Annotated in this window: 10 protein-coding genes; 2 read left to right on the top strand and 8 right to left on the bottom strand. The window is 63.9% G+C overall.

Features of this window, described 5'->3' with window-relative positions; all coding sequences use genetic code 11:
* From ABWV89_RS09625 to tsaB, 6 genes are all read right to left on the bottom strand, one after another.
* Nucleotides 1-6,285: two-partner secretion domain-containing protein (locus ABWV89_RS09625; RefSeq protein ID WP_353396085.1), on the bottom strand; the 6,285-nt coding region annotated here is incomplete at its 3' end.
* Nucleotides 6,286-6,491: 206 nt separating this feature from the next.
* Nucleotides 6,492-8,198 (bottom strand): ShlB/FhaC/HecB family hemolysin secretion/activation protein, encoded by a 1,707-nt coding sequence (locus ABWV89_RS09630; protein ID WP_353396086.1) that lies wholly within the window; start codon nucleotides 8,196-8,198, stop codon nucleotides 6,492-6,494.
* A 354-nt stretch (nucleotides 8,199-8,552) separates the two neighbouring features.
* The gene (pyrF, locus tag ABWV89_RS09635; RefSeq protein WP_353396087.1) at nucleotides 8,553-9,398 is read right to left on the bottom strand and encodes an orotidine-5'-phosphate decarboxylase; all 846 of its coding nucleotides are present in this window, start codon (nucleotides 9,396-9,398) and stop codon (nucleotides 8,553-8,555) included.
* A 38-nt stretch (nucleotides 9,399-9,436) separates the two neighbouring features.
* Nucleotides 9,437-10,276 carry a uracil-DNA glycosylase gene (locus ABWV89_RS09640; protein WP_502903205.1) on the bottom strand — a complete coding sequence of 280 codons (840 nt, stop codon included), beginning with the start codon at nucleotides 10,274-10,276 and terminating at the stop codon, nucleotides 9,437-9,439.
* Nucleotides 10,277-10,377: 101 nt separating this feature from the next.
* Nucleotides 10,378-10,974: a ribosomal protein S18-alanine N-acetyltransferase gene (rimI, locus tag ABWV89_RS09645; protein ID WP_353397460.1), complete on the bottom strand. Its 597-nt coding sequence runs from the start codon at nucleotides 10,972-10,974 to the stop codon at nucleotides 10,378-10,380.
* 5 nt (nucleotides 10,975-10,979) lie between these two features.
* Entirely contained in the window at nucleotides 10,980-11,759 is a 780-nt protein-coding gene (gene tsaB, locus ABWV89_RS09650) for a tRNA (adenosine(37)-N6)-threonylcarbamoyltransferase complex dimerization subunit type 1 TsaB (protein WP_353396088.1), read from the bottom strand.
* 91 nt (nucleotides 11,760-11,850) lie between these two features.
* On the opposite strand from tsaB, the gene dacB reads away from it, so the two are divergent.
* The gene (dacB, locus tag ABWV89_RS09655) at nucleotides 11,851-13,404 is read left to right on the top strand and encodes a D-alanyl-D-alanine carboxypeptidase/D-alanyl-D-alanine endopeptidase (protein WP_353396089.1); all 1,554 of its coding nucleotides are present in this window, start codon (nucleotides 11,851-11,853) and stop codon (nucleotides 13,402-13,404) included.
* Between the two features lie 36 nt (nucleotides 13,405-13,440).
* On the opposite strand, the gene ABWV89_RS09660 is transcribed toward dacB, so the two are convergent.
* Nucleotides 13,441-13,713: a hypothetical protein gene (locus tag ABWV89_RS09660; protein WP_353396090.1), complete on the bottom strand. Its 273-nt coding sequence runs from the start codon at nucleotides 13,711-13,713 to the stop codon at nucleotides 13,441-13,443.
* Nucleotides 13,714-13,830: 117 nt separating this feature from the next.
* Here ABWV89_RS09660 and ABWV89_RS09665 point away from each other — a divergent pair, with 117 nt between their 5' ends.
* Nucleotides 13,831-14,121, top strand: coding sequence for a SemiSWEET transporter (locus tag ABWV89_RS09665; RefSeq protein ID WP_353396091.1), 291 nt, complete (start codon nucleotides 13,831-13,833; stop codon nucleotides 14,119-14,121).
* Between the two features lie 30 nt (nucleotides 14,122-14,151).
* Here the strand turns inward: ABWV89_RS09665 and ABWV89_RS09670 are convergent, their stop codons facing one another.
* A complete protein-coding gene (locus tag ABWV89_RS09670; protein WP_353397463.1) occupies nucleotides 14,152-15,189 on the bottom strand; it encodes an L-threonylcarbamoyladenylate synthase in 1,038 nt (345 codons plus the stop codon).
* Nucleotides 15,190-15,210 lie beyond the last annotated feature (21 nt).

Raw genomic sequence — 15,210 nt, forward strand, 5'->3', positions numbered from 1 at the left:
CACATCACGCGAGACGCGGGTGACCTTGGTGCTGGCCGTGCCGCCCCAGGTGTCGTACTTGTGCGAGTACTCGAAGCTGCGCACATGGCCGTTCTGGGCGGTGGAGAGCGAGATGTTCTCGCCAGCGCGCAGGCTGGCGCCGCCACCGATGTTGCCCTGAACGCCCTGGGCCACGATGTTCTTGCCTGCGCTGATGCTCAGGCCACCACCGATGTTGAGCTTGGTGCCGGTCTGGTTGAAGGTGGAGTCTTCGCTGCGCCACTTCGGCCCACGCGCACCTTCGGAGGACTGCGCATAGATGCGGCGCCCGGTGTCATAGGCCAGCAGCGAGAAGTTGCCGCCAGCGCTCAGGCGGGCGCTGCCGCCGGCGCTGATGGCGCCACCGATGATGACGGTGTCGCCACCGCTGCGCATGCGCAGGTTGCGCTTGGCCGCGATGTCTCCCAGGATGCTGGTGAGGCCCCCACGCGCACGCAGGTCGATGTTGCGACCGTTGAGCGAGCCCAGAATGTTGGTGATGTTGGTGGCGCTGATCTTGAGGTCTTTGCGGGCATTGAGGGTGCCGGTGTTGAACACGTCGCCGCTGAGCTTCATGTCAATCTTCTTGGCCGAGATCAGGCCAGCCTCCTGACGACCGGTTTTCTTGTCCACCAGTGCATAGAGCTGCGGCACCAGCACTTTCTGAACCTTGCCGTCGGGCAGTTTCACGGTCTTCTCGACCAGCCAGACGATGTCGCTCGTGAGCGCGGCCATTTGCGCCTGGGTGAGCGCAATGCCGGGCTTGAGGCGGTATTTCTCCGCGAATTCAGCGCCGGCTGTCAGCAGCGCACGGTATTGCTCTTCATCGTCGGTGAAGGTGCCCAGGAAGCGGCGGCCGGTGAGCTGCGCCACCTGCTCGCGCACCAGCTTTTGCTCGTAGAAGCCGTCGCCCAAGCGTTGGGTGACCGTGGCCGGATCATGGCCCAGTTGCTCCAGCATGAAGCTGCTGCCGAGCCAGCGGCGCTCCATGGTGAACTCTGGGTCGGTTTCAACCAGATAGCCCGACGGCGCGCCCACGCGCAGCTGGAAGAGCGAGTTGTTGGGCAGCGCAATGCGCGGTGCCGGTGCATTGACGGAAGACGCGGCTGTGCTGCCAGCGCCGGAGACGGACGCAGCCGAAGCCACTCCACCAGGCATGGTGCGCACCACCACGCCCGGACCGGGGCGGCCCAGGCGGCCCGTGGGCGCCGTGGGCTGGTCATTGGTTTCCGTGCTGGTGTCGGCCGACTGCTCTGCCGTCTGGCTTTCCACTTCCACGGTGGCGGCAGCCCCTGGGCGGCGCGACCCGTGGTTGGGTGCCGTGTTGAACTTCACCGTCGAAGGAATCTCTTCGTACTGGGTTTGCTGTTCGAACACGCGGGTCTCTTCAGGCCCCTGAAAGCGGCGGTGGTGACGTTCCCAGTCGTACCACCGTTTCTCGGTCCAGGAGAGCTGGCGGGTGCCGACTTCGTCTACCGAGCGGGACTTGTAGCCGCTGATGTTTTGCAGGTCGCCACCGCGCACCGTGAGGTTGCCACCGACGATGATGCTGCTCTTGTCGTTGACCGTGCTCGCGGCATTGATCTTGAGGTTGCCGCCCACGGAGAAGGAAGCCGGGTCGCTGCCGAAGGTGCCGCTCTCAGTGATGGTACGGGTGTAGCGGTCAATCCACCATTCCTGCGCACTGACTTGTTCGCTGCCATCGTTGGGCACGAAGTAGGCGTACTTCTGGTTGTCGTCGTCCCAGCGCCAGTCCATCTCGCCGTCGTTGGCGTTGAGCGGCGTGTCCGCGTAGGGGTGCGGACGGGGGTCGGCAGGGTTGCCTGTCAGGGTTTCGTCGACGACGAGGTATTCCACCACGTCCTCGGTGGTGGTGCGGTTGTAGGAGCGGCCATGGCCGTCCACGTTGGCGACGCTGCCAGCGTTGATGGTCACGTTGCCGAACACATCGACCTCGGCACTGCTGTTGACAAAGCCTCCGGCGGTGCCCTTGGCCTTGAGTTCATCATCGAGCGAGCCGCCCACACGCATGTCGCCCAGGGCGAGGATAAGCGCGCCGTCAGAGTTGGTGACGGCGCCCACGCCAAAATCCAGATCTTCACGGCTGGCAATCACCGGTGCTTTGCCGCCGCTGGCGGCATTGGTCACGCTGCCGGCCGAGATGGCGATGTGGTCGCCATAGATGCGCCCCGTGCCCCGGTTGTTCAGCGCGCCAGCCTGGATGAGGGTGAGGTTGCCGTTGATGAGGCCGTAGTTGGTCACAGCGCCGCCACGCACATCGACCAGGCCGCCCCGGATGGCACCTGGCTGGCGGTTGCGCACGTTTGCGCCCGACACAGTGGTGACCTGCGAAGACTCCAGCGTGCCCGAGTTGTCCACGGACCCGTCCGAGAACAACTCCAGGTTGTTGGCTGACTGGACGATGGAGCCATCACCGGAAGTGAAGTTGCCCGACAGCACCATGCGGGTGTCACCCTCTTCAATGGCCATGCTGCCATCGCCTTGCTCGACCAGCTGGCCAGCATTGGCAATGGTGCCGTTGTTGACCATGCTGCGCGCGTCAAAGCTCAACGCGCCGTTGCTGGCGATGATGCCGTCGGTGCCATTGACCACATCCAGCGTTTTGCCGGCCACGTTGGTTTCGCCGTCAGGGTCGGCCAAGGGATCTTTGACGGTGAGCGTGGTGCCTGCAGAGAGCAGACCATCGGTGTTGTTGAGCGTGCCAGAGGCCTCGATGTTCACCGCTTCGGCAGCAATGATGCCGCCGCGCGTGTTGTCCAGGTCTTCGGTAGTGATGTCAATCTGGCGTGCCTGCATGCCGTTCACATCCAGCTCGTCATCAGGCAAACGGGTCTTGGTGTCGACGTTGAGGATGCTGCCAGCCTTGACCGTCAAGGTTTCTGACGAGGCGATCAGACCGTTATCGCTGTTGTCCAGTTGCCCGCCTTCGAGCAGCAGGTCCACGTTGGCCGCCGACTTGATGTCACTGCCACGGTTGTCCAGGCTGCCTGCGGTGATGGAAACGCCATCCGCCGAAGCGATCTGGCTTCGCACCGGGTCGCCTGCGTCGTCGGTGGAGGCCGAGTTGTCGATATGACCGATGGCTTGAACGGCGAGGGTTTCTCCGGCCAGCATCTGGCCGCCACGGTTGGTCAGGCCCGGGGTGCCTTCGCCCCCAATGTCCACCGTGAGCGTGGTGCTGGCCTGGATGATGCCCTTGTCGTTGCTGAGCTGGCCCGAGCGAATACTCATGTCTTCGAAGGCCATGATGGTGCCTTCGGTGTTGTCCAGCGCGTTCCCGTTGGTCTCAATTGCAACGCGTTCGCCAGAGACGGTGGCGCCACTGACGTCGGTGGCGCCTGCCGTGGTGAGCGCGACGTTTCTCTCTGATTGCAACGCGCCGCCATTGAGGTCGAAAGCGCCTGCCACGTTGACCGCCACATCGCCAGAAACGCCGATGACGGTGGCCTTCTGCGCAGACAGGCTGCCTGCTTTCAGGTTCATGGCCTCGTTCGCGGCCAGCGTGGCCTCTGTGGCGGTGGCGTCTTCGCCCAGCGACAGGTCTGCGCTGTGCTGCGCCGTGACATTGGCGCCGTCGAGCTTGGCAGAGGCCGAGCCCAGGCTCAAGGATTGGCCCGCCGAGACGATGGCGTCCGTGCCGGACATGACGCCTGTCATGTCGACCGTGACTTTGCCTAGACCGGAGAGATCTGCATCGTCGGCCAGCAGTTGGCCACCGCGAACCTCCAGGTCCCCTGCTGTGGCGACCAATGCGCCTGTGACGTTGACTTGCTCTTCACCATCGAGCTGCAGCTTGCCGGCACCACTGTGCAGCACCAGGCCGTCGCTCATGTCGATGGATTGGGCATCGAATGCCAGGTGGGTCGCGTTGGCTTCCAGAACGATGCCGGCCGCATTGACCTTGCCGGAAACCGCCATGCGGGCATCATCGCCATCGCCGGTTTGCGTCACAACAGCGTTTTCTGCGGACCAGTCTTTTGCGGTCAAGGCAACCGCCTTGCCGCCCAGGTTGGCGTCCGGGGTGACCAGATCGCCAGCGGCATTGAGGCTCAGGCCATTGACGGCTTGCAGCGAAGCACCAGTGGCCTCGATATCCCCCGCTGTGGCTTGCACATCGATCCGGTTGGAGACGATGACTTGGTCGCGCAGATGGACAGAACCCCCTTTGGCATCCAGTGCCTCGCCGGCCAAGGTGGTGCCTTGCAGGCTCACTTGGCCGGTTTCCGACTCTCCTGCATGCGCGGTGAGCACGCCTTCGCCCAGAAGCACATAGCCTTCTGTGTCCATGCCTGCGGCCAGCACTGCCGTATCGGTGGCGGTGACGGTGCCATCGGCAGCACTGGTTTGCAGATTCAAGTCCTTGCCCGATGCCATCAGGCCTTCAACGCCCACGGTTTGCCCCGCCGTCACGCTGGCGCCCTGTGCAGCGTAGGCTTGACCTGCGTTGGTGACGGCATCGCCCGCTTGCAGGTTCATGCTGCCGTCGGCCACCATCAGGCCCGGGTTCTCAATGCGTTGGCCGGCTTCCACATCGATGCCAGCACCACTGAAGATCTGGCCTTCGTTGATGAAAACGTCGGGTTTGGCGATGGTGATGCCGTTGTCGGCAGCCACAAAACCGGTGTTGGTGTTGACCACTTCAGTGCCGGCTTGCACAGCGATGCTGCCATCCGCAATGAGCGTGCCGGCATTGGTCACGCCTTGCTCCGTCAGCAGACGAACGTCTTGCTGGCTTTCGATGGCGCCAGCGTTGGAGATGCCGTCGGGCGCGGAGATATGCACACTGCCCTGGACGATGACGCTGCCCTCGTTGTCAAAGCGCGAGCCCGACTGCAGATCGAGCAGGCCGCCCGCATTGAGCATGCCGCTGTTCTGCACGTCACTCGCTTGCATGGACAAGGTATTGCCCGCGCCGATGTATCCGCTGTTGTTCAACGATTCGCTGGCGACGATGGTGGCATCCGTCCCCGCGAGCAATGCGCCACTGTTGTCGACGCTGGTGGCGGTGATGGTCGCGGACTGACCAACATCGATGAAGCCAGGGTTGTTCAGCGCACCGGGGGTGGAGACCTCCAGATGCCCGCCGGAGCGAATCGTCCCTTCGTTGTTGATGTCTCGGCCGGCCTGTACGTTCGCGTTGCCTTCGGCGAACAAAGTGCCGCTGTTGTCCACTTTGCCAGCCGTCTGAATATCGGCATCGCCATCGGCGCCCAAGGCGCCCGAGTTGACCAGATCACCCCGTGTATTGAGCGTCAAGCCTTTGGAGCCGGCTTGCACCGCGCCCGCGTTGCGCACGCCGACGCCCGCCTCGGTGCCCACCAGCGTGATCTTGCCTGCGTACATGCCACCCAGGCGGGACACGTCCAGCGAGAAGCTGGGGCGCGAGCCTGATGCAGCGGCTGAGCTGATCTGGTCGTGGTGATCGGCATCGATCTTGTTGGTGCCGGTGACCACTTGCAGGTCTTTGGCGTGCAAGGGGCCATTGACCTCCACTGCACGGGCCAGAATGCCGGTGTAGTCCGTCAGGGATGCGTCAAAACCAAGCTCCCCAATGGTGATCTTGCCGCCGCTGACGGTGTAGCTGCGCAGGTCGCCGCCGCTCATCTCCACCTGACCGGTGGTGAGCGTGGCACGCGAGGCATTGATGAAGCCACTGCCGTTGACGCTCAGGCCCGCCGGGTTGGCAACGACGATCTCTGCACGCTGGCCGGCAATCTCCACATAGCCATTGATCTGGCTGGGGTTGTTGCTGTTGACTTGCAGCAGAATCACGCGGGCTTCGCCCTGGCCCAGCCAAGGGTTGCCTTGCACCCAGCCACCCAGCTGTGTCTCGACGTTGGTGCGGCTGTTGTTGACGACTGCGCCCTGGCGGTCGACATCCATTTGAGAGAGCTGGTTTCGCGAGACGCCAGCACCGCTGGGCGTGGTGATGTTGATTTGCGGCAGGCCGTTGGCGGTGTTGAGCACCGTGGGCCGCTCGGCACCCGGCGCATTGCGGTCCGAGCGGATTTGCGCCATGGCGTTGATGGGCGTCAGCATGGTCTGCGCCAGCATGGCCGAGAGCGCCACGGTGTTGACCGCGCGAACGGTGAACGAAGGTCCCCGTACAGCTTTCACCACCTCACTGGCCTTGCTCTCGCCTCGCCCGGCAGAGCCACCCTTGCCCGCGCCTTTGGCTGTTTCAGCCACCAGCATCATGCAACCACGCGCCTTGTTGAAGACCTTGCGTCCCGTACCCTTGTTCATCTCAATCCCTCTTTGCGTCTTGCGGCTCTCTCTGCCGCAGATTTTGGTTTTTTGGCCTGCGCTCGTTCACCCTTTCCTAGCGGGCTGAATCGGCACGAATGGTTTTTTGAAACTGGCTCTATTCCGTTTTGCTGTTCTGCTGTTCTGCTGTCCTGCTTTCCAGTGGCCCGCTGTGGTGGGCCACCGCTGCAGTCAGGCGTCTACGATCAGAACGCGCGGTAGAGCATGAAGCCCCAGACCGACGAGTCCGCCTTGAGCTCTGGTGGTTTGCTGATGGGCTTGCCCCAGAAGACATCGAACTGGGTACCGGCCCACTGACCTCTCCAGCCAATGGCCGCGCCCACCAATCGCGTCCCTGACAGTGCCAAGGCTGAAGGGCCGGAGACCCGACCGGCATCAAGGCCCAGGTAGACTTGCGTTCCGTCCAGCAACCATGGGCTGGCGGTCACAAAGTCGTTGCGCAGCAGAAAGCCGCGCTCTGCTGTGATGGACGCCGAGCTGTCAAAGCCCCGCACGGTGTAGCGGCCACCAATGCTGAAGCGATCCTGCGGCGTCAGTGGCGTGTGATGGAACTGTGTTTTGAAACTACCGCTGTATGTCCAGCCACCGGCCGATTCGGTGATGGGTGCTTGCAGGCGCAAGCCCAGGGTGGTCAAACGGTATTGGCTGGTGCCTTCGCCATAGGGCTCTTCAGGTGCTTCAAGGCTGCCCAGCGCTTTGATGCCTTGGCGATACTGGACATCAGCGGTCACTGTCGCCTTGTCCCAGTAGAGGCGATGTGAGAGGACTGCCTCAACCGATGTGACTGCACGGCGCTGCACCAGAATCTCGGTGTCGTCAATGTAGTTGCGTGACGTGCGGCGCTGCAGGCCAACGCTGGCCGTTGTGACGTTTCTGCTGTCACGCCACAGGACGCGCGACGCATTGAGGGAGAAGTTGCTGCCCTCGCCCGAGTATTCATAGTTGTCAAAAGCACCGAGCACCGTCTGGTGGTACTGGTTGACGCTGCCATTCGCAGAGAACAACCAATATCCGTAGGGAATGGAATAGTGCAAGGTCAGGCTTTGTGAGCCTTTGGGCGAAGGGCCATCGCCGCCACCCAAGGCACGGCTGTAAGTGGCATAGGCCAGATCGCTTTGCCCCAACGGGTTGTCCAGCGAAGCCGTGAAGCTGCTCTGGAATTTTCCGGTCGCGTCGCTGCCGGCATCGTCCACCGACACGCCAAAGCGCCATTGCTTGTCCTGGCGCCACTTCAGCTGCAACTCGCTCTCGCCCGGACGCGTGCCCGGCGCAATCTGAATGTCGGCGTCGGCCGTGGGAACGCGCTTGAGGTTCTCCAAGGCCTGCTCAACATCCCGCAGATTGAGCAGATCACCCACATCAGCGGGCATGGCTGCACCGAAGTTGACGCCCGACGCATCTCCGCTGTTGAGTTTTTCGATACGGCCGGCAATCGGGAAGAACTGCAGGTTGCCGGACGCAATGTTCTGATTCTGGACGATGACGCGCGTGGTCACATAGCCGCGCTCCATGATGGCGTTCTGCAGACGCTTTTGCAGAAGATTGATGCTGTTAACGCCCAGGCAACGGCCGATCGGGTTGTCATCACCTTCCGGGCCCGTCACAGCGCTCAAGGCAAAGGAAAACTCGTCGGCATCAGGGCCCACCAGTTGTACCGACTGGATGGCAAAGCATGGTGATTCACCATCCACCAGCCGGCCAGCATCATCCTCGCGCAAATCGGCAGGCGCGGGTGCTCGCTGCGGCGCTTGCAGCGCCTTGAGCGCTTCTTCGCGCTCTTGCTGGCGAATCAGTTCTTGTGATGGGTCAGGCAGGGCGTCCTGCGCCCAAGCCTGCCCAATGTTGATCATGGCAGCTGTCAGACACAGCGCCACCTTTCTGGCTTGTCCCACCAGATCCTCCCTTTGACACTTCTCTACACGCGGCATCGCGGCCGCTCCCCATGTGTCCAATTGTAGTCAGGTGAAACTTTTTCTACACCATTCGGACAAGGGATAACCCGAACTGTTACCACTTTCCGTTGAACCGCCACAACAGGCCTGGCCGGTACGCCAATGAACGGTCAAAGAGCGAGGACAAGCGGTTGAATTGTTCGGGTGGAGACAGCGCTGCGAAAAAGAAAGCACGCCTCAGGCAGCGACACATCCGGAATACGACAAGGCCTGACCACCTCGCGCCTTCGAGCGTGGTTATCGCAGTGAAGAAGCCAGCAGAGAACCGAAGAAGGCGCTTCGCGACCTGATCGTTCAGGCCGTCTTCGCCTGCTGCAACACCTCACGCGTGCGCAGCGCCTCTGCCCTTGCCGCCTGTGCAAAGTCCTCCCCTCTGGAGGCATAAAGCACCGCGCGGGATGAGTTGACGATGACGCCGCCGGTGGTGTTGCCGCTGGCGTCTGTGCGATGGCCGGCTTTGATGGTGGCCATGGCGTCGCCGCCTTGCGCACCCACACCGGGAATGAGCAGCGGCAGTGTGGGTGCGAGTTCGCGCACGCGCTCGATCTCGTTGGGGTAAGTGGCACCCACCACCAGGCCAAGCTGGCCATTGAGGTTCCACGGGCCCTGGGCCAAGCCGGCAATGTGTTCGTACAGGCGTGGCTGGCCGTCGACTTCGGCCAGGCGCTGGTTCTGGAAGTCGTCACCGCCGGGGTTGGAGGTGCGGCACAGCAGGAACGCGCCTTTGCCTTCGTACTTCAGGTAGGGCTGCACTGAGTCAAAACCCATGAAGGGCGAGAGCGTCACGGCGTCGGCGCCGTAGCGTTCAAACGCTTCCACCGCGTATTGCTCAGCCGTGCTGCCGATGTCGCCGCGTTTGGCGTCGAGGATGACGGGGACATGCGGCGCAGCGCTGCGCATGTGTTTCATCAGGCGCTCGAGCTGGTCTTCGGCGCCGTGGGCAGCGAAGTAGGCGATTTGCGGCTTGAAAGCGATCACGGCGTCGGCCGTGGCGTCGACGATGGCGGCGCAGAAGTCGTAAATCTTGCTGGCATCGCCTTTGAGCGCAGCAGGAAAACGCTTGGGGTCAGGGTCCAGACCCACACACAGCATGGAACCGTTCTGGCGCTCTGCGGCCAGCAGCATGTCGATGAATGTCATGCCCTGATTGTAAGTTTGCCGGGCGCGCACGGCGCAGCTTATGCAGAGGGTCCCTGGCTGGCTGCCAGCGTGTCCAGCGCCAGGCACAGGTCGGCCCAGGCCTTGGCCTTCTCGCTGGGGCTGCGCAGCAGATAGGCAGGGTGGTAGGTCACGATGACGGGCACGCCTTCATAACGGTGCACCTTGCCACGCAGGCGGCCGATGGGTTCTTGCGTTTGCAGCAATGACTGAACAGCAAAGCGCCCCATGGCCAGGACGATGCGCGGCTGGATGAGGGCTACCTGCCGGCGCAGGAAAGGCTCGCACTGGGCCACTTCTTCTGGCGCGGGGTTGCGGTTCGCGGGCGGGCGGCATTTGAGCACGTTGGCAATGTAGGCGCCCTCCGCCCCCTGCTTTTGGCGGCTGCGGCCGATGGCGGCCAGCATGTTGTCGAGCAACTGGCCGGCAGCGCCCACGAACGGTTCGCCCTGGCGGTCTTCGTTTTCACCCGGGGCTTCGCCCACGACCAGCCAGTCGGTTTGCGCGTCGCCCACGCCGAAGACGGTGTTGGTGCGCGTTTTGCACAAGCCGCAGGCTTCGCAGCCGGCCACAGCCTTCTCCAGCGCCTCCATGTCCATGGTTTCGATGCCGGGCGGGCGCTGGCCCAGGTCGGCGGCAGGCGCTGCCGCGGGTACCGCAGCGACAGGTGCAGCAACAGGTACAGCTGCAGGGGCGGGCGCGCGAACTGGCGCGGGTGCTGGCGATGAAGCGGGAGCACGAGCAGGGGCAGGCGTCGCCACCGCCGCCGCCTCGGGGGTGGCCGCGGGAGCCTCAACAGGCGCCGCAACTGCCCTGGCTGGTTTGGGCGCCCACACCTTGACGCCCATCTCGGCGAGCATCGCACGCTGTCGCGCATCCAGCGACACCACAAAGGAGGTGTCCTCTGGCGCGTCCGTGGCGTCTGGCGCCTGCGCCGATACAGAGGTGTTGTCTTGCTCGCTCATGCCGATGCGTTCTTTGCCGACGGTTGGCCGTTGGCGGTCTGGGGGTTCAGGGCCAGTTGCATGACCACCGCATCTTCACGCTGGCCTTGCCCTGCCGGGTAGTAGTCACGCCGGACCCCCATTTTCACAAATCCGTACCGCGTGTACATGGCTTGCGCATTGTGGTTGCCCAGACGCACTTCCAGCCACAAGGATTCGGCGCCACGTGTGTGCGCCCAGGCCACCAGCGCATCCATCAACACCCGACCCCAGCCCTGCCTCTGCAAGGCCGGTACCACGGTGATGTTGAGCAAGTGCACTTCGTCCACGCCTTCCATGGCCACCACATAGCCCAGCAGGCCCTGACCGTCGTGCGGCCCGCCTTGCACGGCCGGGGCCTTTGGCAAGTCATCTGCCATCAGCATCATGGCCGCATAGCCGGCCTGGATGGAATCGGTGAAATGGCGTTGCGTCCAGGGGCGAGGGTATGCCGTCTTTTCCACCTCGTGGACGCTGGGCACATCGGCTGTCGTCATCGGACTGAACCAGACCTTGCCCTGGGGCGCATCCCTGACAGGCCTGTCTGGCCAGCCAGTTGCATGGGTGGCAGGCATCGCGGTCACGCTTGCTCAGCCTTTGCCCGCTGCGCCTCCCGCTCGGCAGTGGTCTGAGCGACCTTGTCGCGCACGTAGACCGGCTGCGCCTGTTCCGCCGCTTCTGCCAGACCGGCGGCCAGCAGCGACGGCGCGAGTGAGAGCATGGCCTCTGCATCCGGCACGGTGTCCAGCCACTGCCCCTCAACGGCGTCCAGTGCATCCGGATAGGCCTTGCGGGCATTGCCTACCAGCCACCGGAGGCCGGCGTGCGTTTCGTCCCCGGTGATGGCAGCCACATGAGCAGCCAGGGCTCGCGGCGCGCACAACTGGGGGGGCGAGACGGTTTGCCACAGCGCTTCACCGGACGGGCGGGCGTATTGCGCCACATAGACTTCGTTCATGCGCGCGTCGAGGACTGCGGTCACGCGCGACGGCGCCACTTGCCCGGCCTGGCTGGATGCCACGGCTGCCTGCTGCGCCAGGGTCATGAGGGTGTCCACGCCGATCACGGGCAAGCCAGCGCCCAAGGCCAGGCCCTGTGCCACGGCGCAGGCCGTGCGCAAGCCGGTGAACGATCCGGGGCCACGGCCATACACGACAGCGTCCAGACTGGAGAGCGCCCAGCCAGACTCTGCCAGCAAGGCACGCACCTGAGGGAGAAGGTGCAGGGAGGACTGCGCTGCACCCGGGCCACGGTAAACCCACACGCGTTCACCGGGCACGCCTGAGCCGAGCGCGACCGACATCACATCGGTACTGGATTCGATACTCAGGAAGCGGCGTTCGCTGGATGCAACAGTCATCCCCGAATTATGGGCCACGCCTGTAACAAGTCGACCATCCGGAGCAAATGCCGCACTGTGCATGACCACCTTGGTTTCATAATGGGAGCACATGTTTCTGCGCCAACGCCATTTCACACGCACCCGCTCCCGGCGACGCCCGAGCGGCTGCTTGCTCGCCGCCTGGCTGCTCAGTGCCCTGATGGCAGGGCCGGCCAGGGCCGACAGCTCACCACAGGCGCTACGCGACACGCCGTTGCCAGCGCCCGTATCAGAAGCACTGGCGGCGGCAGGCATACCAGAGCAGCACTTTGCCGCCATGGTGGTCCCGGTCGACGGGCTGATCGGTCCGCGCGTGCAGCACCGAGCCGACGAGCTGGTGAACCCGGCATCGGTCATGAAGCTGGTCACCACTTATGCCGCCATGGACATGCTCGGGCCGGATTTCACCTGGACCACGCGCTTTTATGTGGACGGAGACATTGCCGACGGCGTGCTCTACGGCAATCTCTACATTCGGGGTGGCGGTGACCCGAAGCTGGTGCTGGAGCGGATCCAGGAAACTTTCTGGGCACTGCACAGCAAGGGCGTGCAAGTGATTCTGGGTGACATGGTGCTGGACCACAGTGCGTTTGATCTGCCACCGCACGACCCTGCGGCATTTGATGGCGAAGCACTGCGCCCCTACAACGCCGCTCCAGACGGACTGCTGGTCAATTTCAAATCCGTGATCCTCAAGTTCGAGCCCGATCGGCGGGCGGGCGTAGCACGTGTGACGAGCGAGCCGCCCCTGGCGGGTCTGGACATTCAGGAGACCATCCCGCTCGCCGGTGGCGGCTGCGGTGACTGGCGTGGCGGTCTGGCTGCCGACTATTCAAAGCCGGAGAAGATCCGTTTTGAAGGCCGTTACCCGCGTCGCTGCGGCAAGCAGCTTTGGGCCGTGGCCTACCAGGACCCGGACACCTACTCTGCACGCGCCCTGGAGGGGCTCTGGCGCGCCAGCGGTGGCGCACTGACCGGGCACTCCCGCTACGGGCTCACGCCGCCCGGGCTCAAACTGCTGCACGAAGCGCACTCACTGCCCCTCAAGGACATCATTGCCGACGTCAATCAATGGAGCAACAACGTGATGGCACAGCAGGTGTTCCTCACGCTGGGACAAGTCGCACCGGATCAGGTGCAGGAGCTGCGCGCGGCAGACGGCCCCCTGACACCCATGCGCAAGGGGCGCTTCGAGCATTCGAAGGAGGTGCTGCGCAACTGGTGGGTGCGCACCCTGGGCTTGCGCTACTCGACACCCGTGGTGGAAAACGGTTCAGGGCTGTCCCGTACCGAGCGACTGACGCCGGGCGCACTGGCAGCGCTGCTGCTCAAGGCTGCGCAGCACCCGCATGGCCAGGCATTTGTGGACTCACTCTCGGTGGCCGGCGTCAAGGGCACGGCTGCACGCATTGCTCGCAGCCCGAACAATGCCGCACATGGCAAGGCCTGGCTCAAGACCGGCACGCTCGACGATGTATCTGGTGTGGCGGGCTATGTGCAGGCACTCGACGGCCAGCGATATGTCATCGCCGCCTTCGTCAATGATGCGCAGGCCCGTCAGGGCCGGCCGGCGCTGGATGCTCTGGTCGAATGGACGGCCAGCCTCGGAGCGACTCGCCCCTGACGAGTCTCGGCGGGTCGCGTCAGCCCGGCGCTGTCTTCAACCGAGCGCGCCGAGTACCCACCAGACCGCGAAGGCCAGGGCCGCTGCAGCCAGCAAGCCCGCTCCCCACATGGCGGCCCGACGGAGCTGGGCGCGGCGGGCTTTTTCCTGGGCCAGACGCTGCCCTCGCCGAAGCAGTGCTTCAGCGATGGGGTCCGTGTCATCCGAATCAGCCACCACCGTGTGGTAGTACTGATGCATGGTACGGGAATTGATATCCAGGGCGTCTCCGTCCTGGTCCTGGGCCTCGGGTATCGAACGTCGGGACATGGCAATCATGCGGCGAACAGCAAGCAGTGGGTGTGACAGCGATATTCTTGTTCAAAACGGCCATTTGCGGGCCAACAGCTCGGCGTATCATCGCCTCTAACCTGTCTCTGATGTCCCATGACCACGCTCGATCTTATCGGTTACTGTGCGGCTTTTCTGACCACGGTCAGCTTTGTTCCGCAAGCCTTGATGACTTTTCGCACAAGAAACGTCAGCGGTATATCACTGGGCATGTACACGGTGTTCACGGTGGGCGTGGGCATGTGGCTGGTCTATGGCATTGCGCTCGGCGCCTGGCCTCTCATCGCAGCCAATACGGTGACCTTTTCGCTTGCGCTGGCCATCCTGATCATGCGGATCCGGTTCGGTGGCTTGCGGCAGGGTCCGCAGCGGCAACCCATGCCGTGAAGGTGAAGACTGACTGACCAGCGGGTTGGCTCAGGCAGCCGCGCGCTGAAGCCTGTCTCTCACGCCGTCCCAGGCAGCATCTTCCGGTGGTGTTTCCACCCAGATGAGCTTCACGCCTGTGTCGTCCAGAGCACGGAGCTGGGCAAACAGCTCCTGGGCAGCGGCAGCGGCCTCTGATGGCATGCGGCGCAAAAGGATGCCCGGTGCAACCTTGAGATCGGCCCGCGCATAGACGGCGATGTGCCGGGCATCCGGGCCCAGCACATCCAGCGCGGACTGCAACTGCCTCGCGGGCATCAGGCGAACCGGCACCGACGGCGCATAGTGCGATGCCAGTGTGCCGGACGCGCGAGGCGCATCGCCCAACTCATTGTCCGCGGCTTCTTCCGGCTGCTGAACACGCACACCGCAAGCCCGGCTGAGCTCGTCCACCGACAGCATGCCCGGGCGCAACAGCACCGGCACCGCGCGGGTACAGTCCACGATGCTGGACTCGATGCCCACCGGGCACGCGCCTCCGTCGAGCACCAGAAGTGCGTCTTCCGGCAACGCTTCAAATTCCTGCTGCACATGGGCTGCCGTGGTGGGACTGACACGGCCGAAGCGGTTGGCGCTGGGTGCAGCCAGACCTTGCACGCCTTTGGCTCGCGCCGCCTTGAGCAGCGCTTGAGCGACCGGGTGCGAGGGGCTGCGCAAGCCCACTGAATCCTGCCCGCCCGCGGCCACCGCCACCGCCGACGGGCGCCGGGGAAGAATGAGCGTGAGCGGCCCCGGCCAGAAAGCCTTCATGAGGGCCAGTGCCACTGCCGGAACATTCTGTGCAAACGGCGCCACCACCGCGTCCCAGTGCCCGGACGCCGCACCGGCATCGTCAGCGGCCACATGCACGATCAAGGGGTGGTCTGCCGGGCGCTCCTTGGCCGAGAAGATGCTTTGCACAGCGGTGGCGTTGTCGGCATCTGCCGCCAACCCGTACACGGTCTCGGTCGGCATGCCCACCAGTCCACCCGCTGCCAGGCGATCGGCAGCCTGCTCGATGGCCGATGCAGCAGAAGCATCCAGGATCAGGGGCATGAGTAGGCGGCGGCA

Source organism: Hydrogenophaga sp. 5NK40-0174, from assembly GCF_040372165.1.
Taxonomy (GTDB): Bacteria; Pseudomonadota; Gammaproteobacteria; order Burkholderiales; family Burkholderiaceae_C; genus Hydrogenophaga.